The organism is Pseudomonas sp. GL_139_B, from assembly GCF_057834475.1.
The window spans coordinates 1,246,072-1,265,766 of the sequence record NZ_CM174403.1; the positions used below are offsets into that span (position 1 = coordinate 1,246,072).

General features: G+C 57.9%; 18 protein-coding genes and 2 tRNA genes. 7 read left to right on the forward strand and 13 right to left on the reverse strand.

Annotation, left to right across the window (positions count from 1 at the left end):
* The first annotated feature begins 395 nt into the window (after nt 1–395).
* The 3 genes from AC3ISI_RS05530 to AC3ISI_RS05540 are packed head-to-tail and all read left to right on the forward strand — an operon-like array spanning nt 396 to nt 2,531.
* Entirely contained in the window at nt 396–1,163 is a 768-nt protein-coding gene (locus AC3ISI_RS05530; RefSeq protein WP_489335817.1) for a MarR family transcriptional regulator, read from the forward strand.
* A 1-nt stretch (nt 1,164) separates the two neighbouring features.
* Entirely contained in the window at nt 1,165–1,863 is a 699-nt protein-coding gene (locus tag AC3ISI_RS05535) for a hypothetical protein (RefSeq protein ID WP_489335818.1), read from the forward strand.
* Nucleotides 1,860–2,531: a PP2C family protein-serine/threonine phosphatase gene (locus AC3ISI_RS05540; RefSeq protein ID WP_489335819.1), complete on the forward strand. Its 672-nt coding sequence runs from the start codon at nt 1,860–1,862 to the stop codon at nt 2,529–2,531. The genes AC3ISI_RS05535 and AC3ISI_RS05540 overlap by 4 nt, the downstream gene beginning before the upstream one ends.
* An 84-nt stretch (nt 2,532–2,615) precedes the next feature.
* On the opposite strand, the gene AC3ISI_RS05545 is transcribed toward AC3ISI_RS05540, so the two are convergent.
* The 4 genes from AC3ISI_RS05545 to AC3ISI_RS05560 form a co-directional block, all read right to left on the reverse strand.
* A complete protein-coding gene (locus AC3ISI_RS05545) occupies nt 2,616–3,914 on the reverse strand; it encodes a virulence factor family protein (protein WP_489335820.1) in 1,299 nt (432 codons plus the stop codon).
* Nucleotides 3,914–6,556 carry a bifunctional lysylphosphatidylglycerol flippase/synthetase MprF gene (gene mprF, locus AC3ISI_RS05550; RefSeq protein ID WP_489335822.1) on the reverse strand — a complete coding sequence of 881 codons (2,643 nt, stop codon included), beginning with the start codon at nt 6,554–6,556 and terminating at the stop codon, nt 3,914–3,916. The genes AC3ISI_RS05545 and mprF overlap by 1 nt, the downstream gene beginning before the upstream one ends.
* A gap of 278 nt (nt 6,557–6,834) precedes the next feature.
* Nucleotides 6,835–6,911: transfer RNA gene (locus AC3ISI_RS05555), tRNA-Met, on the reverse strand.
* A gap of 232 nt (nt 6,912–7,143) precedes the next feature.
* Nucleotides 7,144–7,220: transfer RNA gene (locus AC3ISI_RS05560), tRNA-Met, on the reverse strand.
* A gap of 300 nt (nt 7,221–7,520) precedes the next feature.
* Here AC3ISI_RS05560 and dinB point away from each other — a divergent pair.
* On the forward strand, nt 7,521–8,582 hold the full coding sequence (gene dinB, locus AC3ISI_RS05565; protein WP_489335824.1) for a DNA polymerase IV: 1,062 nt from the start codon (nt 7,521–7,523) through the stop codon (nt 8,580–8,582).
* 123 nt (nt 8,583–8,705) lie between these two features.
* Here dinB and AC3ISI_RS05570 read toward each other — a convergent pair whose 3' ends face one another.
* The 4 genes from AC3ISI_RS05570 to AC3ISI_RS05585 all read right to left on the reverse strand — a co-directional run bounded on the left by AC3ISI_RS05570 (nt 8,706) and on the right by AC3ISI_RS05585 (nt 13,507).
* Nucleotides 8,706–9,659 (reverse strand): hypothetical protein, encoded by a 954-nt coding sequence (locus AC3ISI_RS05570; protein ID WP_489335825.1) that lies wholly within the window; start codon nt 9,657–9,659, stop codon nt 8,706–8,708.
* Between the two features lie 17 nt (nt 9,660–9,676).
* On the reverse strand, nt 9,677–11,392 hold the full coding sequence (locus AC3ISI_RS05575; protein ID WP_489335827.1) for a proline--tRNA ligase: 1,716 nt from the start codon (nt 11,390–11,392) through the stop codon (nt 9,677–9,679).
* Between the two features lie 106 nt (nt 11,393–11,498).
* A complete protein-coding gene (locus AC3ISI_RS05580; RefSeq protein WP_489335828.1) occupies nt 11,499–13,082 on the reverse strand; it encodes an AmpG family muropeptide MFS transporter in 1,584 nt (527 codons plus the stop codon).
* Nucleotides 13,083–13,126: 44 nt separating this feature from the next.
* On the reverse strand, nt 13,127–13,507 hold the full coding sequence (locus AC3ISI_RS05585) for an MGMT family protein (protein ID WP_489335829.1): 381 nt from the start codon (nt 13,505–13,507) through the stop codon (nt 13,127–13,129).
* Between the two features lie 136 nt (nt 13,508–13,643).
* Between AC3ISI_RS05585 and AC3ISI_RS05590 the strand changes: the two genes are divergently transcribed.
* A complete protein-coding gene (locus AC3ISI_RS05590; protein WP_489335830.1) occupies nt 13,644–14,651 on the forward strand; it encodes a DUF481 domain-containing protein in 1,008 nt (335 codons plus the stop codon).
* Nucleotides 14,652–14,761: 110 nt separating this feature from the next.
* Here AC3ISI_RS05590 and AC3ISI_RS05595 read toward each other — a convergent pair whose 3' ends face one another.
* A complete protein-coding gene (locus AC3ISI_RS05595) occupies nt 14,762–14,971 on the reverse strand; it encodes a cold-shock protein (protein ID WP_002554837.1) in 210 nt (69 codons plus the stop codon).
* Between the two features lie 354 nt (nt 14,972–15,325).
* Here AC3ISI_RS05595 and dcd point away from each other — a divergent pair, with 354 nt between their 5' ends.
* Nucleotides 15,326–15,892 carry a dCTP deaminase gene (dcd, locus tag AC3ISI_RS05600; RefSeq protein WP_007947207.1) on the forward strand — a complete coding sequence of 189 codons (567 nt, stop codon included), beginning with the start codon at nt 15,326–15,328 and terminating at the stop codon, nt 15,890–15,892.
* Nucleotides 15,893–15,999: 107 nt separating this feature from the next.
* The gene (locus AC3ISI_RS05605; protein ID WP_489335832.1) at nt 16,000–16,209 is read left to right on the forward strand and encodes a hypothetical protein; all 210 of its coding nucleotides are present in this window, start codon (nt 16,000–16,002) and stop codon (nt 16,207–16,209) included.
* Between the two features lie 78 nt (nt 16,210–16,287).
* Here the strand turns inward: AC3ISI_RS05605 and AC3ISI_RS05610 are convergent, their stop codons facing one another.
* Genes AC3ISI_RS05610 through AC3ISI_RS05625 form a run of 4 tightly spaced genes read right to left on the reverse strand, consistent with a single transcriptional unit; the run spans nt 16,288 to nt 19,644 of the window.
* Complete coding sequence (locus AC3ISI_RS05610) at nt 16,288–17,052, reverse strand: ABC transporter ATP-binding protein (RefSeq protein WP_489335834.1); 765 nt, start codon at nt 17,050–17,052, stop codon at nt 16,288–16,290.
* Nucleotides 17,053–17,065: 13 nt separating this feature from the next.
* Nucleotides 17,066–18,184 (reverse strand): succinylglutamate desuccinylase/aspartoacylase family protein, encoded by a 1,119-nt coding sequence (locus tag AC3ISI_RS05615; protein ID WP_489335835.1) that lies wholly within the window; start codon nt 18,182–18,184, stop codon nt 17,066–17,068.
* 24 nt (nt 18,185–18,208) lie between these two features.
* A complete protein-coding gene (locus AC3ISI_RS05620; RefSeq protein ID WP_027925663.1) occupies nt 18,209–18,919 on the reverse strand; it encodes an ABC transporter permease in 711 nt (236 codons plus the stop codon).
* Nucleotides 18,916–19,644: an ABC transporter permease gene (locus tag AC3ISI_RS05625; RefSeq protein WP_489335837.1), complete on the reverse strand. Its 729-nt coding sequence runs from the start codon at nt 19,642–19,644 to the stop codon at nt 18,916–18,918. Before AC3ISI_RS05625 ends, AC3ISI_RS05620 begins: the two co-directional genes overlap by 4 nt.
* Between the last annotated feature and the right edge of the window lie 51 nt (nt 19,645–19,695).

Sequence of the window (19,695 nt, forward strand, 5' to 3'; positions counted from 1 at the left end):
CACGCCCGAAAGCGTCCCACGCACAGCCGCCATATCAGAATCGCGGGCATAACTGCCCGTGTCCGTGATCAGTGCACTATTGCGTTTGTTTCGCCGGGTTACCACACCCGATCACTGCATTGGCAGCGACGTCCGGAGAGTATCCCGTCGAAGAAACGCGCAACAAGGCGGCAAAGTGCCCAACCACGAGATTCGGAGTTTGCCTACAAGGTCCGCGGGCGTCATCCGATATTGCGACACCTCAAAGTAAACGAAACTAAACGCGGTGAGGGATTTGACAAGTCGCGGGAGATTTCGCGTTGTTGCAAATATCGAAAGGTCTTGACGGTTCAATATTTCCAATGAGACAAGTGTCCACGTTTTATGGAATGTGGACACTTGGAGTTCCAGGCTTCATGAAGAGTCAAGATATTTTGCTTTTATTCAAGATGGCCAGCCTGCACGCCCAGGAGGAAAACCTCATTGGGAAGATGGAGTCAGAGTCGAACTCGAACACGGTTGAGGAATTGTTGAAGCCCCAGCAGATAAATCGAATGACGGCAGGGGGGCGAGTGGGGCAGTCGTTAGTCACCTACCCCGCTGATGGTGAAGAAACTGTATTCCACCGCCAGGCGTTCGACTCATCCTTGGTTGATGAGGATGACTGGGAAGGGTGGTCGGACCCCGTACCTTCTGCTTCGCTGGCGAGCTGGAGTGAAAGCTACTCGTTGCGTGCGTTGTCTGCGTCTCTTGGGCTAAGCAAAAGCGAGATTTCAAACGCTATAGCCAGATGCCGAGAGTCCGGACTGCTCACCAATGACTACGACACCGGGCTCCCGAAAGTTAGTCGGCGAGAGCTGCTGAAAATCACCGAGCACGCTCTGAAATACTTTTTTCCCGTGAAACCGGGCGCGATGGTTCGCGGTATTCCAACAGGCTTCGCTGCCCCCGCGCTGTCCAAAAGCATCAAGAGCGCTGGCGGGTTGATTCCGGTTTGGCCTGATGCACTTGGAACTGAACGTGGTCAAGCGATAGAGCCGCTATACAAGACAGTGCCGGAAGCGGTGAAGCGGGACAGGATCCTTTATCACTATCTTGCGCTGGCTGATGCGATCCGTATTGGTGGGCCGCGAGAGTGCAGTGTGGCGATTAACATTTTAAAAGCAGGGATGGGCCTGAAATAACATGTCATCAAACGCTGATCACAACTACGAGCTCATAGAATTTGTTGCAGACGGCTTGGGGGCGGCGTTTCTCACTGAGGTTGCTTTTGTCGGCGGTTGCACCACAGCCATGCTGGTCACTGATACGGCTGTGCTGGACGATATTCGTTTCACCGATGATGTTGACCTAGTGATCGAGCTGGCAGGGATTAGCGCTTGGCAACACCTCATTGAGCGGCTGGCGGCCAAGAACTTCAAGATTACCGGTGAGGATGAAGTCAACTGTCGTTTCCGTTTCAACGACGTCGTTGTTGATGTGATGCCTTCTGACCCCGCTGTTCTCGGATATGCCAACCGTTGGTTCGTAGAGGGGCTGGCGAGGGCCGAAAAATTTACGTTACCCAGTGGGACCGTCATCCAGATATTTAAACCGACTTACTTTCTAGCGACGAAACTAGAGGCATTTGGCGGTCGTGGTGGGGGTGACCCTTACCACAAAGATGTCGAAGACATCCTCATCTTGATTGATGGTCGTACAGAGCTTTTGGAAGAGGTTCGCCAGGCTGAACCTGAGCTCAAGGGTTTCATCACGTCTGGAATTCGAGAACTCATGGGGCTCAGTGGTATCGACTACGTGATTGAAAGTTCGGGCTCGGTGCAGGCCAATCCGGATAGAGGTCGAATCATCTACATGCGCATGAAAAACCTGAGCAATGCATGAGATACATCACCAGATCGGTGACAGGACGGACCACGCAAGCCAATCATGACGCCGCTGGCGCTCTCTGCGACGGTGGCAGAGGGCTGTTCGTCATTACGGACGGTACTTCGAAGCCCGGCAGTGGCCAACTGGCTGAATACTTCGTCAAAGGTGTTTTGGCGGCCTACCCGAATCAGCTGGATCAGAGTGTCGATATCACTGAACACAGAGCCGTTGAGCGGTTACTTGGTGCAATGTTGGCTGAGCTACACCCTACTTTGTTTGAGGACCAGACAGGGACTGCGTGTTACCTGGTCGGCTTCGCAGCTCACGGGAAGCTCACGCTTGCGTATGAGGGTGACTGTTCGTGCGGTGTAGTGACACCGGCAGGCACAATCGAATGGATTACGCCGCCCCACTGCAAGGCCAATTGGAGGCGCGACCGTTCGCACCATGAGTTGGCGAAAGATCCTGCTCGAAACCGGATAACCCGATGCCTGAAGGTTAATCGTGCTCCGGACCCTGACTTTGTTTTTCACCCGTTGGCCGTCGGTGAGCGACTGGTCTTCGTAACCGATGGCTTCTGGGCAGAGTTAACGGAGTCGCAGCAACGCAGCTTGTTGGCAGCACCGGATAGCGACTTTATCGCTGTTGATGATGACGTAACGTGGATAGATGTTCAGCTCTAACCTGAAAGCACTTCACGTCTGCACATGAAAAAAAGCCCCCGCAACCAAACAGCTGCGGGGGCTTTTTTGTGCGCGACGCTCAGATCACTCCTGCGTCGCAGCCTCGTCCTTGGCCTGTCGCTTGACGATGATGTCCACCAGGCGCTGGGCCAATGCCGGGTAGTTCTCGTCGAAGTGGTGGCCGCCAGGCAGTTTGATCGTTTCGCCCACGGCGGACTTGTCGGTGCAGCCGCTTTCGTCGACTTCTTCTTCACCGTAGATGCACACCACTTTTTCCGGTGGCAGCTTGGCCATTTCCGGGCCGGTGGCGGCTTCTTTGCCGGCGTTGCCGAGCCAGCCTTCGACTTCGATTTCGAAGCTGCCGGTGCGGGCGAACGCAAGCAGAATGATGGCGTCGACGCGTTGCTGTTCCGATTCGGCCAAGCGGTTGTAGATCGCTGGCAGTACGTCAGCGCCGAACGAGTAACCCGTCAGGATGAAGCGTTTGGTGCCCCATTTCTGCCGGTAGTGCTGCATCAGTTCGGCGAGGTCCAGTGCGCTTTGCTCCGGGCTCTTGTGCTGCCAGTAGTAGCGCAGGGTGTCGATGCCGACCACCGGATAGCCGATCTTGGCCATCTCGCCTGCGACGTCGCGGTCGAGGTCACGCCAGCCGCCGTCGCCGGAGAGGAACAGGGTGACGGTGTCCTTGGCCTGGCCAGCCGGCACTTCGACCACTGGAATTTGCAAGCCGCCGGCGGCTTTGTCGCCACCGACGAGGATTTTGCGCAGTTCGTTGTTCAGCACTTGCGGCAGGTTGATGTCGTAGTCGCTGATGCTGGTTTCGGCGTTGGGTTGGTCGCGCACGAAACCCGCACTGGCGTCGTCCGGGTTGTCGTTCCACGCCACCAGCCAGTGACCGTGAGCGGCGCTTTTCGGAAACAGGTGTGTGCAACCGCCTTTTTCCAGGGCCAGGTCGACCGAGATTGCCTGAGCCTTGTCATTCTTTTGTTCGGACAACCAGCGCCAGGCCAGAACCGCGCCTGGGCCGATACCGCTGACCAGGGTCGCCGGGCCGTTGAGTTCTCTCAAGCCCGATTGCAAGGCGCGGCTTTGCAGCAAGCAGTCTTTAGGCAGAATCACCTGAACAATCTGCGCCGAGGCGGAGCGGCTCAGGGTCATCAGTTGCTGGTCGCTGAGCTTCTGGTCTTCGTTGACCGCCACCAGCACTTGAGCCTTCGGCGTGGTGCCGGGAATCACACGAGTCATCGCGGCGCCATTGGCGGGCGTCAGCAGTTCGAGCGTCGGTGCCGGTGCCGGGCGTTTCAAGTACCAGTAACCGCCACCGAGAATCAGGGCCAGCACTACCAGTGTGGCCAGTACGTACCGCAAGGAGCGTTGAATCATCAGCGTTTCACCAATCCAGTCAAGCCGCCCGCAATCAGGGCAGCAGTATCGGCCAGGGCAACCAGCGGATCCAGTCCGGCGGGCACGGCCATATAACGGGGTTCCCAGTCAGGCTGGAATTTGTCTTTGAAGCGGCGCAAGCCTTGGAAGTTGTAGAGCTGCTCACCACGGCGGAAAACCATCGAGCCCAGACGCTGGGTCAGGGGTGCGCCACGACGGGGTTGCAACCCCGACAACGGCACCATGCCCAGGCTGAAACGCGCGTATCCATGATTTTTATAATGTTGAATCAGGCCGACCATCATGAACTCCATGGTCAACTTCGGCGCGTCCGGGTGCGCACGCATCAGGTCGAGGCTGGCCAGGTCATGGCCGTAGGTCTCGAGCAAATTGGCGAATGCCACCGGGCGCCCTTCGAAACGGATCACCGCAATGCGGAAGTGTTTGAGGTAGTCATCGCTGAAGCGGCCGAGCGAAAAGCCTTTCTCGCGGACATTCTTGCCGGTCAGCCAGGCATCGGAAATGACCCTGAGCTCGTCCATCGGTGCGTGACCTGGTTCGTGGATTTCCAGCGACAGGCCGTCACGGGTGCCACGGTTCCAAGTGTAACGCAGGTCTTTCATCTCTTTGCCCTTGGCTTCGAGATCAAAGCGATGCAGATCCACCCGGGCTTCTTCGCCCAGTTTTATTGCGGTCAGGCCGATGTCCATGTAGTACGGCAGGTTCTCGGCGCGCACTTGATAGAACACAGGTCGGGCGTGGTGGACGTCGCAGAGGTCGCGGAACTGCCAGATCATTTCCGCCCGTTGTTGGGTCGGGCCGATCGGGTCGTACAACGCCACCAGGCTGCGCCCACGGCGGGCGTACATCAGGAATGCCTCGTCGTTAGGGTGGAACAGCAGCGCCTTGTCACCGGTCAGGGCCAGGCCGCCATCCGGCTGGGCGGACGCCATGAGGATCTTTACGGCGCGGTCCAGTTCATCCGGCGTCGGCAAGTGAATGACCGGGCGGGCGGTGCGCAGCAGCCAGGTCAGGGACACCACGACCAGCAGCACGGCGGCGCCCAGCAGCGAGCGCAAGCCACGCGGCGCATCGGCATCGAGGGTGAACTGCCACCAGAGTTGATGGCTGTACGGAACGTCCTGATACGCAAACAGCAACAACCAGATCGAGGCGCCCAGCACGCACAGGCTGGACACTAGATACAGCGGCGAGAACGGTAATTCGGTGAGGCGGCTTGGGCGATAGAACGAGCGGCGGAAAACCCCCAGCAGACTGGCGGTGAGGGTCAGCAGGCAGGCTTCTTCCCAGTCAAACCCCTTGAGCAGGGAAAGTAGGGCACCGATCAGCAGCAAAATGGTGGTCAGCATCCAGGCGGCAGACAGGCGACGACGCAGGCCTTGAGCCAGCAACAGGCACAACACGCCGATCAGGCTGGCGCCGAAGTGCGAGGCATCGACCAGGCGATGGGGGATCAGAAAGCCGATGTTTTCCAAGCGGGTGTCGATTTCCGGGGTCACGCCGGAAAACAGCAGCACAACGCCGGACAGGAACACCAGCACCGCCAGAACCGGTGCCGCGAGGCCCGAAGCTGCGCGCAGGGACTGACGCGACTGAAACAGGCGCTGGCCTTCGTTGATCAGCAGGAACAGGCAGGCCACCAGTAATGGCAATACCACATAAATGAGTCGATACAACAACAGGGCAGCGGCCAGTGGTGCCGCGCCGAGCGTATCGGCGAAGGCGGCCAGCAGGATCGCTTCGAATACGCCAACCCCGCCCGGCACGTGGCTGAGTACACCCGCGGCCAATGCCAGCAAGTACACCAGCAAGAAGGCGCCGAAGGGCGGTGCCTCTGGCAGCAGCAGATACAGCACCGTCGCGGCGGCGGCCACGTCCAGGGCGGTGATGATCAGTTGCAGGAAGGTCAGGCGGCGGCCGGGCAGGCGCAGGGTACGACGGCCGACTTTGACCAGCAGGTTGTCAGGGGAAGGCTGTTCCGGTAGACGGCGCCGGTAGATGCCGATGGCCAGAACACTGAACAGCAGCAGAACCGCCGCGGCAATCGCGCCTAGTAAAATTTCGGGCAGGCCCAGTGCCGCGGAGGCGGCAGGCAGGTCGCTGAGCGTTGCTAGGGCGGCCAGTGGTGGCAAGGCGCAACCGAGCGACAGGCTGGCGAACAACGTCATGTGAGCGACTTCTGAAGCCCCCAGACCATGCCGCGCATATAAACGGTAACGAACCGAGCCCCCGGAGAGCATCGAAAGGCCAATGGCGTTACCGATGGCAAAGGCCGTGAACCCGCCGAGCGCCAAAATTCGAGGCGCCAGCGTTACGCCCGCATAGCGGCTGGCCGACCATTCGTAACCCAACAAAATGATGAAGCCGACGATGGTCGCACCCAGTGCACCCAGCAATGCCGGTTTCGGGACTTCCAGAATCGAGTCGTGCAAAGCGTACAGATCGAGTTCGCTCAGCAAATGACGACAGGCAATCAACGCGATAGCGAACAGCAGCAGTGTGACCGCCAGGCCGATGGGCTGACGGTATTTGCTGATCAGATCGAGCAGGCGCAAGCGCTCGGCCTTGATCGGCTGTGTCACTGTGACGGTGTCTTGTGGATCAGACGAGTTGGCGCGCATCAATCACCTCTTGGATTGTGCGCGACAGGATGGAGGTATCGAGCCAAGTTACCAATCCCTGTAGAAAAAAATAATCATGAATATTAACGCCTCTCACCGGGTTCCGGCGATGGCGCGTCATGAGTCGAAAAGAGGACAGACTGAGTTCCAGCATAGTCTGGACTCAGCAGTGTGAAGATCCCTGACGCTTATCGACACTGTGACAGATCATTGTTGCGAAAGGATTTTTTCAGCGGATACAAAAAAGGCCACTCTTTCGAGTAGCCTTTTCTGATGTTTGGTTGCGGGAGCCGGATTTGAACCGACGACCTTCGGGTTATGAGCCCGACGAGCTACCAGACTGCTCCATCCCGCGTCTGTGTGGCGGCATTCTACAGGCGAACGGCGGAGTGTCAACCGTTAATCCCCAGATGAGTCAAATAAGCGTAAATGAGTGGCGAGCGGTCGCAGGGGAGGCCTAAGTTTCGGAATCAGGACGAATTCTCATTCCAGGCCGCTCAAGCGTTCGTATTTCATTTTTTCCTGCGTGCCTACAAAACAGGCACGCACAAAAAAGGCCACTCTTTCGAGTAGCCTTTTTTGATGTTTGGTTGCGGGAGCCGGATTTGAACCGACGACCTTCGGGTTATGAGCCCGACGAGCTACCAGACTGCTCCATCCCGCGTCTGTGTGTCGGCATTCTACAGAGGAACGCAGGGGTGTCAACCTCAAATATTGGAAAAACCTGTTCCTGTTCAACCGCTTAGCTTGAAAAAAGAGTGGAGTGAATGGCTGTAAGGCAGGTGTGGCAAGGCTTGTAGCTCTATTGGCAGGTTGCGTTCGATTGAGAAAATAAATGCACGGCGTACTTTCCTACGGGTGAAAAAGAACATTCTTAGTACTGGTGCTATATACAGGTGTCGGTGAGATACTGCTTATCCGACTCGCCAACGCTCCTTTTCTTCGTCATGAACTGCGCTTTTATATGACCCAGCGAAAAATCATCCACGTCGATTGTGACTGCTTCTACGCCGCCATCGAGATGCGTGACGACCCGCGCCTGGCCGGTAAACCGTTGGCAGTGGGTGGTTCGGCGGATCGACGGGGAGTGATCGCAACCTGTAATTATGAAGCGCGGGCCTATGGCGTACGTTCGGCCATGTCTTCCGGGCATGCGTTGAAGCTGTGCCCGGACCTGACCATCGTCAAGCCGCGCATGGAGGCATATAGAGAAGCCTCGAAGGAAATTCACACGATTTTTCGCGATTACACCGACATGATCGAACCGCTGTCCCTCGATGAGGCCTACCTCGACGTGTCTGACAGCGCGCATTTCGGTGGCAGTGCTACGCGTATCGCCCAGGACATTCGTCGGCGAGTGTCCAATCAATTGCACATCACCGTGTCCGCCGGTGTGGCGCCCAACAAGTTTCTGGCCAAGATCGCCAGTGACTGGAAAAAGCCCAATGGCTTATTTGTCATTACCCCGGATCAAGTGGAAGACTTTGTCAGTGGCTTGCCGGTGAGCAAGTTGCACGGTGTGGGCAAAGTCACTGCCGATAAGCTGGGCAGGCTCGGCATTGTCGATTGCTCGCATTTGCGCGAGTGGGACAAATTAGCGCTGGTGCGCGAATTCGGTAGTTTCGGTGAGCGACTCTGGAGCCTGGCCCGTGGGATCGATGAGCGTTTGGTCCACAACGACAGTCGTCGGCAGTCGATCAGTGTTGAAAACACCTACGACGTGGACCTGCCGGACCTGGTGAGCTGCCTGGATAAACTACCCGAGCTGTTGGAAACCCTGACGGGCCGCATGGCACGAATCGATAGTAGCTATCGGCCGGGCAAGCCGTTCGTCAAAGTGAAATTCCATGACTTTACCCAGACCACGCTGGAGCAGGCCGGGGCAGGACGGGATTTGGGGAGTTATCAGCTGCTGCTGACCCAGGCGTTCAATCGCGGCGGGAAGCCGGTGCGGTTGTTGGGAGTTGGGGTCAGGCTTGAGGATTTACGGGGCGGGTTTGAACAGATGGAGTTGTTTGAGCGGTAGTAGCAGGTTTTGATGCTGCGGTGAATGTCAGGTCGCCTTCGCGGGCAAGCCCGCTCCTGCATTGGATCTATGTCATACCCAAGATCCATGTGGAGGCGAGCCTGCTCGCGAAGCTTTTTGCCTTTAATTCGGTCCCTGGCCCGCGACCAGACGCCCTGCATCCTTGGTCAGCGACTTGAGGAATTCGGTCTGCAACTCGGGATCGTTGCGCGTCAGTTCGATCAGGCTTTGCTCCAGTTCGCTGGCTTCTTCTTCCAGACCCAGTTCCGACAGGCGCTTGACCCGGTGTACCCACTGACTCACTTCGTCGTCTTCGAGATCGTCGTAAATCAGTCCGTGGGCTTCGAGCAGCTTGCCGCGCAAAGAGCTGCTGACTTCCAAAGATGATTTAGTGTGCACATCGTCCGGACCGTTTTCGACTGTGATCAACAGGCGGGTTATATGGTTGATGTCATGCTCGGCGAACGGGCTGTCCAGCAGATTGATGCGCAAAACGCCGTTTTTGTCGGTGCTCAGTTCGAACGTTTCCTTGCCGGCCTTGACCTCCACCGGACGTTCGCTCCAGGGCAGGCTCGAGTATTCAGTGCGTTTGTCGAGCTGAACTTCGTCGATGCTGGCCAGGTTTTGCTGCGCACGGCCGTGAGACTGAACGTTCATGAACGGGTTGAGCCCGGCGAAGCCGTAGCTCAGCCAATCCTTGGTCACGCTGTCCGGCAGGTTGCCAAGGGTAAACACGTTGACCACGTTTGCGCCGACACCGGCGATGACGGCCACCGCGCCCAGCGGGATTTCATAGATCTCCCGCCAGGGTTGGTAAGGTGTGTAGCGATCGTAATTGCGTGTGACTTCGAATTCGGTGACTTCGAAGGTCTTCTGCTCGTGGATCTTCACCCGACGTTGCGGTAGATCAAGCACCTTGGGGTCACCGACATCGATCTGCAGGCTGTGATCGAGCAATTTTCGCTCGACACGTTCCTCGTGCTCGCTACGTTGCGACATCTGATTGGCGCAGCCGCTGACCAGCAGGGTGCCGCACAGGGCGGCACCACCGAGGCCTAAGGTGTTTCGCTTGAACATGACTTCTCTATCTGGTGTCAGCGGCGGATACGGGCCTGGAGGAAAGACAGCACGTCAGCGACTGGCAGCGCTTGAGCTTCAGGTTCGGTGCGGCTCTTGTATTCCAGATTGCCTTCGGCAAGACCGCGGTCACTCACCACGATGCGGTGAGGAATGCCGATCAGTTCCATGTCCGCGAACTTGATGCCGGGGCTGGTCTTCTTGTCGCGGTCATCCAGCAGAACTTCGAAGCCGGCTGCGGTCAGCTCTGCATAGAGTTTGTCGGTGGCTTCGCGGACCTGTTCGGTTTCGTAGCGCAATGGCACCAGCGCAACCTGGAACGGCGCAAGGGTGTCGCTCCAGATGATGCCGTTGGCGTCGTTGTTCTGTTCGATGGCCGCCGCCACCACGCGGGAAACGCCGATGCCGTAGCAACCCATTTCCAGGGTGACCGGTTTGCCGTTCTCGCCCAGCACTTCGCATTTCATCGCTTTGCTGTACTTGTTGCCCAGTTGGAAGATGTGCCCGACTTCAATACCACGCTTGATTTCCAGCGTGCCCTTGCCATCCGGGCTTGGGTCGCCGGCTACCACGTTACGCAGGTCGGCAATGGTCGGAACCGGCAGGTCTCGCTCCCAGTTCACACCGAAGTAGTGTTTGTCGTCGATGTTGGCACCAATGCCGAAGTCGCTCATCAGCTCGACGGAGCGGTCGATGATGATCGGCAGTGGCAGGTTCAACGGGCCCAGAGAGCCAGCGCCGGCGCCAATGGCGTCGCGCAGTTCGCTTTCGGACGCCATGACCAGCGGGCTGGCAACGCCTGGCTGGTTGGCCGCCTTGATTTCGTTCAGTTCGTGGTCGCCACGGATGATCAGGGCAATCAGCTTGCCTGGCTCTTCAGCGTGAACCACCAGGGTTTTGATAGTCTTTTCGATCGGCAAGTTGAAGCCTTCGACCAGTTGCGCAATGGTCTTGGCGTTCGGGGTGTCGACCAGGCGCAGTTCTTCGGCAGGCTGCGCGCGCGAGGTTTCCCGTGGTACCGCTTCGGCTTTCTCGATGTTCGCCGCGTAGTCAGAACCGTTGCTGAAGACGATGTCGTCTTCGCCGGAATCGGCCAGTACGTGGAACTCGTGGGAACCGGCGCCGCCGATGGAGCCGTTGTCGGCTTCTACAGGACGGAACTTCAGGCCCAGACGGGTGAACACGTTGCAGTAGGCCTGGTGCATGCGGTCGTAGGTGACTTGCAGCGAAGGCTGGTCAGCGTGGAACGAATAGGCGTCCTTCATGATGAATTCACGACCGCGCATCAAGCCGAAGCGTGGACGGATTTCATCTCGGAATTTGGTCTGGATCTGGTACAGGTTGATTGGCAGCTGTTTGTAGCTGCTCAACTCGTTGCGCATCAGATCGGTGATCACTTCTTCGTGGGTCGGGCCCGCACAGAAATCACGACCGTGGCGATCCTTGAAGCGCAGCAATTCAGGGCCGTATTCTTCCCAGCGACCGGATTCCTGCCACAGCTCAGCCGGTTGTGTGCTCGGCATCAACACTTCAAGAGAGCCTGCGGCGTTCATTTCTTCACGAACGACAGCTTCGACCTTGCGCATTACTCGCAAGCCCATCGGCAGCCAGGTGTAGAGGCCCGAGGCGAGTTTGCGGATCATGCCGGCGCGCAGCATCAGCTGATGGCTGATCACGACCGCGTCGGAAGGCGTTTCTTTCTGTGTGGCGAGCAAAAATTGACTGGTGCGCATGGTTGGCCGTTGTCGGTTGCTGATGACGAGAAATGACGGAGCATTGTACGGGCGAGATCCGCTGGCGTACAGGCGTGCGGTCGGTGATGTGGCAGGAGGGCGGGAATCACACCGCCCTTTGCGATGACTCCTGCGATTCTTCCACGATCTGGGGCGGAGCCGGCTCTGGCGTCGGTGTCGGACCTGCACGACGGCTCTCCTGGAACCAGTGGAGGGCGATCAGCAGCAGTGTTGGAACACCGAGCAGGGCGGTGATCAAGAAGAAATTGTGATAGCCGAATTTCTCGACCATGACCCCCGAGTAGCCGCCGATCAGGCGTGGCAGAAGCAGCATGATCGAGCTGAGCAGGGCGTACTGGGTGGCGGAGAACTTTAGGTTGGTCAGGCTCGACAGATACGCGACGAACGCCGATGTCGCCAGGCCCGAGCTGAAGTTGTCCAGGGATATGGTAAGGATCAGCATATTCAGGTTGGCGCCCATGTCGGCGAGCATCAGGAACAGCAGGTTGGTGCCGGCCGACGCAATGCCGCCGATCATCAGAATCGGCAGAATGCCGAAGCGCACAATCAGCAGGCCGCCCATGCCGGCACCGACCAGGGTCATGATCAGGCCGAAGACTTTACTGACCCCGGCAATCTGATCCTTGGTGAATCCCTGATCGATGTAGAACACATTGGCCATGACGCCCATCACCGTGTCGGACATCCGATAGGTGGCGATCAGGCCCAGCAGCAGGAAGGCTTGCCAGCGATACCGCGTAATGAAGTCGTTGACCGGCGTCAGCACCGGCGCCAGACCGCGGCGACCCAGGGTCGACAAGCACATGGCGGTCAGCGTGATGTAGAGGATCGCCCGCAGGAGTGCCCGGTCTTCGAGTACCAGGTCGAGCAGGCTTACGCCTTGGAACAGGACGCTGGCGAAGTCGGTGTAATAGAGTTGAGTGAACATGGCTGGCACGGACACCAGCAACACGATCAGCACAAACACCGACGCCAGTTGATGCGCAAAGCTGTAGCGGCCGGCCTGAAGCTGGGTGCGCAGTGGTACCGGTGGTTCGCGCATGAACAGTGAGGTGATCAATGCTGGAACCATCAGCGCGCCAAACAGCACGTAGGTACCTGCCCAGGCCGAATGCTGATAATTGAAGCCGGTGGAGCCGAAGCCCTCGGCGAAGAACAGCGCGCCGGCCGTCGCGAGCAGCGCGGCGATCCGATAACCCGACATATAGCTGGCGGCGAGTGCTGCCTGACGACTGTCTTCGGCGATTTCCAGGCGATAGGCGTCGACAGCAATGTCCTGCGTCGCCGAGGCGAAGGCGACGACGACCGCGATGGCGATCAGCCAGGACAAATGCTTTTGTGGGTCGCAAAAACCCATGCCGACCAGACCGAGGATCACCAGCGCCTGCGATAACACCAGCCACGAGCGTCGTCGCCCCAATTTGCCGAGAAATGGCAGGCGCCATTGATCGAGCAGGGGGGACCAGACCCATTTAAAGGCATAGGCCAAGCCAATGAGACTTGCATAGCCAATGGTTTCACGAGCTACACCTGCCTCGCGAAGCCAGACGGAAAGCGTCGAAAACACCAGCATGTAGGGCAGGCCGGCGGCGAAACCAAGCAGCAACAACACGAGCGTCGAAGGGCTGGCATAGGCGGCGAGCGCGGCGCGCCAGGTTTTACGGGGCATGGGCTGGAGTCTGCCTCAAGAATTACGGAAACAAAGCGCGCACTCTAACCGCTGTGCTCTACCGGGCGCCAGCCATGGCGCTGAATATCAACTCGATTGTTCTGGATACTGACACCTTCCGAGCGCAATCGCGCGCGCTGCTCATCCCCTGAAGGGCTGCCCACAGGCAGGCTTATCCGACCGCCGGCACCAAGAACTCGATGCCAGGGCAGTTTGGTGTCGCCCGGCAATTGGCTCAGTGTGCGTCCGACCCAGCGGGCAGCACGACCGAGTCCGGCCAGCTCCGCGAGTTGACCATAGCTCACCACTTTGCCTTCTGGCACTTGTGCCAGCGTCAGGTAGAGTGCCGTGCGTCGGATTTGCGCCGCACTTTCGGTTTCGGAGGTTGGTTCGGTCACGTCCGCAATTCCTGAAAAATGTCGCATTGCCGTTTGTAGAGTAAAACCCGGATCACTGTTTGAGAAATGAACTCAATAGAAAGAGTCGGGTCAGTCCTTGCTAGGGTCTTATTCCTGAGGATAATGCCGACTTTTTTTCGCAAACTTGAGTCTGTTTTTGCTTATGTTGTCCAGAACACTGCTTTGCCTCGCTGTCCTGAGTGCTTCCACGCCCTTGTTCGCCGATACCGTTTGGTTGAAGAACGGTGACAAGTTGAGCGGCAAGATCACGTTATTCGATGGCGGCAAATTGGTGATCCAGACCGAGTACGCCGGTGCGATCCCGATTGACTGGAAACAGGTCAAAACCCTGGAAAGCGATCAAGAGTTGCTGGTCAAGCAGGATGCGTACACGGGCGAGAAGGCCAAGTCGCTGCATGCGGCAGGCGACGGCAAGGTGACACTGGAAAATGGCGAGGCTCCCAGGACGGTGGAGCTGGCCAGTATTCAGCAGATACTTAAGCCCAAGCCGGTGGTCGAAGATCTGGTGTGGAAGGGGAATATCGACGCGGCGCTGGATTACCAGCGGGCGGAAAATGACACCGATGATTACAACATCGCCTTCAAGACAACTGCGCGCCATGGTAAATGGCGGCATACGGCGGAAGGCGAGTACAACCGCGAATTCCAGGATGACGTTGTTACGACTGACAACTGGCGAGCGGAATACTCGCTCGATCGCTTCCTGACCGAGAAATGGTTCTGGCAGGGGCGGGCAGTTTATAAGCGCGATAAAGTCGAAAACCTTTCCCGTCAGCGCACCGTCGGTACCGGTCCGGGATATCAGTTCTGGGACGACGAATTGGGTGCATTCTCGCTGGGCTCGCTGGTCAATCGCACGGATTACGAGTTCACGGACGGCGGCAAGGACAACTTCTATGCCCTGGCCATGACGTGGGATTACAACCGTTACCTGATTGGCAAGAAGGTGGAACTCTTCACCAATGGCGAAGTGGGTAAGCCGTTGTCGGACGTGGCCAATTACGCACTCGATGCGCAATTGGGCTTGCGCTACAAGGTGACCGAATGGGCGTCGCTGAACCTGAAGGCCGAGCGAGATGTCGTCAGCGGTACCGAAGACGCTGATTTGGACCAGATCCGCTACACCGCCGGGTTTGGCGTGGCCTGGTAAGGCAAAAAAAATCGCAGTCATTGGCTGCGATCTTTTTGTGCCTGCAAAACATTCAGGCACAAAAAAGCCCCGCTTTTAAGGGCGGGGCTTTTTACTAAAGCAAGTACAAGTTAGATAACTTGAACTTCTTCAGCTTGCATGCCTTTCTGACCGCGGGTAGCGATGAAAGAAACCTGTTGGCCTTCTTTCAGGCTTTTGAAGCCGTCGGATTGGATAGCTTTGAAGTGAACGAACAGGTCGTCACCGGATTGTGGAGTGATGAAGCCGAAGCCTTTTTCATCGTTGAACCACTTAACGGTACCGGTTTGGCGATTAGACATGGTGTAACTCCTTGAACAAAGATAACTGCGACTCAGGAAGAACCCTGGCCGAGACTGAGTGCAAAGAGCAGGAAAAATTCTTGTAGATGGTTGGATCGAAATTCAACATATCGTGTAGAGATTCTCAGTGACACAAGCAGCACAGTGGCGCCACCTTAACCCTTTTTCCCGAACGTGCCAATGCTTCTTGCGAAGGTTTCTCTGAATTCAGGACTGACGGTCAATCGAATTTGCGGAAAGGCCCCGAATTCAGGGGGGATCCGTGAGAATTTTGCCCCAGACTTTGAACCCGAAGCGCGCGCCCGGTAAGATGCCGAACAGAATTTTTCCACCTCGCTATTCAGGACACCCGCCATGAGCATCAAATCGGACAAGTGGATTCGCCGCATGGCGCAAGAGCACGGCATGATCGAACCCTTCGTTGAGCGCCAGGTGCGCGGCGAAGGCGCCGAGCGCGTGATTTCCTACGGTGTTTCGAGCTATGGCTACGACGTGCGCTGCGCTGATGAATTCAAGGTGTTCACCAACATCAATTCTGCGACCGTTGATCCGAAGAACTTCGACGAGAAGAGCTTCGTCGACGTTAAAAGCGATGTTTGCATCATTCCGCCAAACTCCTTCGCCTTGGCCCGTACCGTGGAATTCTTCCGTATTCCACGCAACGTGCTGACCATCTGCCTGGGTAAAAGCACTTACGCGCGCTGCGGCATCATCGTCAACGTGACGCCGCTTGAGCCTGAGTGGGAAGGGCACGTAACGCTGGAGTTCTCCAACACCACGACGCTGCCGGCGAAAATCTACGCCAACGAAGGCGTCGCACAGATGCTGTTCTTCGAATCCGACGAAGAGTGCGAAGTTTCCTATAAGGACCGTGGCGGCAAGTATCAAGGCCAGCTCGGCGTCACCCTGCCGCGCACCTGATCCGTTCATCTGGACAGTCAGCGGGAATTCTTGAGCGGGTAGACACTCTATGGGGTGTACTGCCCGGTTCGCGCACAGCGGGCGGGGCCTTCGCTCAGGAGTGCTTTATGAAGATCGATCCGCGAATAAGTGCCGAACTGGCAAGGCTTGAGCCCAATCAGATTGGCGTTTTGGCCTGGTCCTTGTTGGCACATCCACCCGTCAGCATGACGGGGGGCATCCCCGGTCAACCAGACCCCGATTCTCCGAACGAACAGCCGACGGAACCCGGTGAACCTACTTTGCCGGATGAGCCGCCTCCGGCGCCTGTCGCCTGATCTGCCGCCAAAAATAATGGCCAGTCAGCTGATGTCCGCAAAGACGTCAGCTGTCTGGCTATTATTTTTGGAGCGAGATTATTTCAGATTGCCGCTCAGGAACTGCTGCAGCCGTTCACTCTTCGGATTGCCCAGCACGTCATCCGGTGCGCCTTCTTCTTCCACCAGACCTTTGTGCAGGAACAGCACCTGGCTGGAGACTTTGCGGGCGAAGCTCATTTCGTGCGTCACCATGATCATGGTCCGGCCCTCTTCGGCCAGGCCCTGGATCACTCGCAGGACTTCACCCACCAGTTCCGGGTCGAGCGCCGACGTCGGTTCATCAAACAACATGACTTCCGGTTCCATGGCCAGCGCCCGGGCAATGGCGACCCGCTGTTGCTGGCCGCCGGACAGAAATGCCGGGTACTGATCGGCAACGCGCGCGGCCAGGCCAACCTTGTCCAGATAACGCCGGGCGCGGTCTTCAGCCTCTTCCTTGCTGCAACCCAACACCCGGCGCGGGGCCATGGTGATGTTTTCCAGCACGGTCATGTGGCTCCACAGGTTGAAGTGTTGGAACACCATGGCCAGGCGGGTGCGGATCCGTTGCAGTTCATTGGCATCGGCCACGTGCATGCCGTGACGATCCTTGATCATGCGAATGTTCTGCCCGTCGAGGCTCATGGCGCCGTCGTTGGGTTGTTCCAGAAAGTTGATGCAGCGCAGGAACGTACTTTTGCCCGAGCCGCTGGCGCCGATCAGGCTGATGACGTCACCGGTGTTGGCCTTGAGCGAAACGCCTTTGAGGACTTCATGATCGCCATAGCTTTTATGCAGGCCTTCGATGGTCAGTTTGTACATGGGGCATGCATCCTCAAGGCGAAAGTAGGTAGCCGCTGCGATAGGCTTCGGTGCCCGCGACGTGCGCGATCACCATGCCGGCAGTGGCCATGCGCCGCAGCGAGCGGGCGTACATCAGCCCGGCGGCGGTGCAATGAACGGGGGTGACGCGATCGTTGATCGGGTCAATGATTTCGGCGATCAACTGCCCGGCTTCCAGGTACTCCCCCGGCAGCGCGGTGAACACCAGCAGACCGCCGACCGGTGTGGCCACAGGCTCTACGCCGGCCAGCGGTGTGGCCGGGTAGGGCAGCTCAGGCAGTGGCACCGGTTCGCCGGCAATGGCGCCGAAGTGAATCAGGTAATCGATCAGCGCCTGGCAATCGAGGCTGGCCAGCGGATGATTGACGTCACCCTGGCCGCGCAACTCGACCGTCACCGAAAAACTGCCCAGCGGAATGTCGAAGCGTTCGCCGAAGCGCTCCTTCAACTGCCACCAGAGCAGGGTGAAACATTCATCGAATGATTGGCCGCCGGAGTCGGTGGCCAGCAAGCTCGCCTCGGCACCGATGTATCGCGCCAAGGGCTCGACCTGCGGCCAGGCTTCCGGCGTGGTGTAAAGGTGCGCGACGGCTTCGAAATCGCAATGCAGGTCCAGCACCATGTCCGCATCGCAGGCCAGGCGTTGCAGGGTCAGGCGCTGGGATTGCAGTTGAGTGCTGGCGGTCTGCTTGGCCAGGGCGTTGCGCAAACTGTCGCGGATCAGCCCAAGGTTATGTTGCGGATCGTCACCGAGTTGGCCTTCGATCTCATTGCCGACCGCTTCGCTCACATCGACGAACCAGCGATTGAAGTTCTGACCGCTTTCGAGCTCGAAGCGACCCAGCGGAACCTCCAACAACACTTGTTCCAGGCCGATCGGATTGGCCACCGGCACCAATACGATCTCGCTGCGCAGCCGGCCGGCGGCTTCGAGTTCCGCCAAGCGCTGCTTGAGATGCCAGGCCACCAACATGCCAGGCATTTCATCGGCATGCAGTGACGACTGGATGTAGATCTTGCCTTTGGCCGATGTAGGGCCGTAATGAAAACTGTGGATCTGTCGTGCGGTCCCCGGCAGCGGGGCCAGCAGGTCATGAATCTGGTGGCGCATGTCTCTTTATCCCTAAAGCGGGTCCTAGTGAGTCGGCCCGAGGAAGGCCAGCCATCGCCGTTCGGCGAGACGGAACAGGCCGACCAGCGCAAAGGTCACGGTCAGGTAGATCAGCGCGGCAATGCCGAACGACTGAAAGGTCAGGAAGGTCGCCGAGTTGGCGTCCCGAGCGACTTTCAAGATGTCCGGAATGGTCGCGGTGAACGCCACGGTGGTCGAGTGCAGCATCAGAATCACTTCGTTGCTGTAATAGGGCAACGAGCGACGCAGGGCTGACGGCATGATCACGTAGGCATACAGCTTCCAGCCGGTCAGGCCATACGCTTTGGCGGCTTCGACTTCACCGTGGTTCATGCTGCGAATCGCCCCGGCGAAAATCTCCGTGGTGTAGGCGCAGGTGTTCAGGGCGAAGGCGAGGATGGTGCAGTTCATCGCATCGCGAAAGAACGCATCCAGTACCGGTTGAGCCCGAATGGCCGCCAGGCTGTAGATCCCCGTGTAACAGATCAATAGCTGGATATAGAGCGGCGTACCACGAAACAGATAGGTATAGAACTGCACCGGCCAACGAATGTAGAAGCGCGGCGATACACGGGCGATTGACAGCGGGATCGACACGATAAAACCGAAGAAGATCGAAGCGCTGAGCAGCCACATTGTCATGGCCAGACCGGTGATGTTGTTGCCGTCGCTATAGAGGAAAGGTTTCCAGTATTCCTGCAGAAGTTCGATCATCGTACGGCCTCCCGGGTACCGGCGGAGTAACGACGTTCAAGCCTGCGCAGAATGAAGTTGGACGCGCTGGTGATCGCCAGGTAGATCAGCGCGGCGAGCACCAAGAAATAAAACAGCTGATAGCTGCTTTTTCCGGCGTCCTGAGCAGCCTTGACCAGATCGGCAAGGCCGATGATCGACACCAGGGCCGTGGCCTTGAGCATCACCATCCAGTTGTTACCGATACCCGGCAGGGCATAACGCATCATCTGCGGGAACACGACGATCCAGAAACGCTGGCCGCGCTTGAGGCCATAAGCGGTGGCCGCTTCGACCTGGCCCCGTGGGACGGCGAGAATCGCGCCACGGAAGGTTTCGGTGAAATACGCGCCGTAGATGAAGCCAAGGGTAATGACCCCGGCGCTGAACGGGTTGATCTCGATGTATTCCCATTCCATGTAATCGGTCAGCGACGTCAGCCAGGTTTGCAGGCTGTAGAAAATCAGCAGCATCAGGACCAGGTCCGGGACGCCGCGAATAAGGGTGGTGTAAAGCTGGGCAGGCACGCGCATCAGTTTGACTTTTGACAGCTTGGCACTGGCGCCGAGTAGTCCGAGCAACACGGCCACCAATAGCGACAACGCCGACAACTTGATCGTCATCCAGGTGCCTTGCATCAGCAGCGGGCCGAAGCCCTTGAGGCTGAAGGCAGAGAGCCCCAGATTTTGTAATAGGTTTTCGAACATAAAATCAGCAACCTGATCGGATGAAAAAAGCGCCCATCGCGAGATGGGCGC

Excerpts from the sequence above, each read along its gene's own strand:
- AC3ISI_RS05530 (WP_489335817.1), top strand. The coding sequence starts at position 396 with ATGAAGAGTCAAGATATTTTGCTTTTATTCAAGATGGCCAGCCTGCAC.
- AC3ISI_RS05535 (WP_489335818.1), top strand. The coding sequence starts at position 1,165 with ATGTCATCAAACGCTGATCACAACTACGAGCTCATAGAATTTGTTGCA.
- AC3ISI_RS05540 (WP_489335819.1), top strand. The coding sequence starts at position 1,860 with ATGAGATACATCACCAGATCGGTGACAGGACGGACCACGCAAGCCAAT.
- AC3ISI_RS05545 (WP_489335820.1), bottom strand. The coding sequence starts at position 3,914 with ATGATTCAACGCTCCTTGCGGTACGTACTGGCCACACTGGTAGTGCTG.
- mprF (WP_489335822.1), bottom strand. The coding sequence starts at position 6,556 with ATGCGCGCCAACTCGTCTGATCCACAAGACACCGTCACAGTGACACAG.
- dinB (WP_489335824.1), top strand. The coding sequence starts at position 7,521 with ATGACCCAGCGAAAAATCATCCACGTCGATTGTGACTGCTTCTACGCC.
- AC3ISI_RS05570 (WP_489335825.1), bottom strand. The coding sequence starts at position 9,659 with ATGTTCAAGCGAAACACCTTAGGCCTCGGTGGTGCCGCCCTGTGCGGC.
- AC3ISI_RS05575 (WP_489335827.1), bottom strand. The coding sequence starts at position 11,392 with ATGCGCACCAGTCAATTTTTGCTCGCCACACAGAAAGAAACGCCTTCC.
- AC3ISI_RS05580 (WP_489335828.1), bottom strand. The coding sequence starts at position 13,082 with ATGCCCCGTAAAACCTGGCGCGCCGCGCTCGCCGCCTATGCCAGCCCT.
- AC3ISI_RS05585 (WP_489335829.1), bottom strand. The coding sequence starts at position 13,507 with ATGCGACATTTTTCAGGAATTGCGGACGTGACCGAACCAACCTCCGAA.
- AC3ISI_RS05590 (WP_489335830.1), top strand. The coding sequence starts at position 13,644 with ATGTTGTCCAGAACACTGCTTTGCCTCGCTGTCCTGAGTGCTTCCACG.
- AC3ISI_RS05595 (WP_002554837.1), bottom strand. The coding sequence starts at position 14,971 with ATGTCTAATCGCCAAACCGGTACCGTTAAGTGGTTCAACGATGAAAAA.
- dcd (WP_007947207.1), top strand. The coding sequence starts at position 15,326 with ATGAGCATCAAATCGGACAAGTGGATTCGCCGCATGGCGCAAGAGCAC.
- AC3ISI_RS05605 (WP_489335832.1), top strand. The coding sequence starts at position 16,000 with ATGAAGATCGATCCGCGAATAAGTGCCGAACTGGCAAGGCTTGAGCCC.
- AC3ISI_RS05610 (WP_489335834.1), bottom strand. The coding sequence starts at position 17,052 with ATGTACAAACTGACCATCGAAGGCCTGCATAAAAGCTATGGCGATCAT.
- AC3ISI_RS05615 (WP_489335835.1), bottom strand. The coding sequence starts at position 18,184 with ATGCGCCACCAGATTCATGACCTGCTGGCCCCGCTGCCGGGGACCGCA.
- AC3ISI_RS05620 (WP_027925663.1), bottom strand. The coding sequence starts at position 18,919 with ATGATCGAACTTCTGCAGGAATACTGGAAACCTTTCCTCTATAGCGAC.
- AC3ISI_RS05625 (WP_489335837.1), bottom strand. The coding sequence starts at position 19,644 with ATGTTCGAAAACCTATTACAAAATCTGGGGCTCTCTGCCTTCAGCCTC.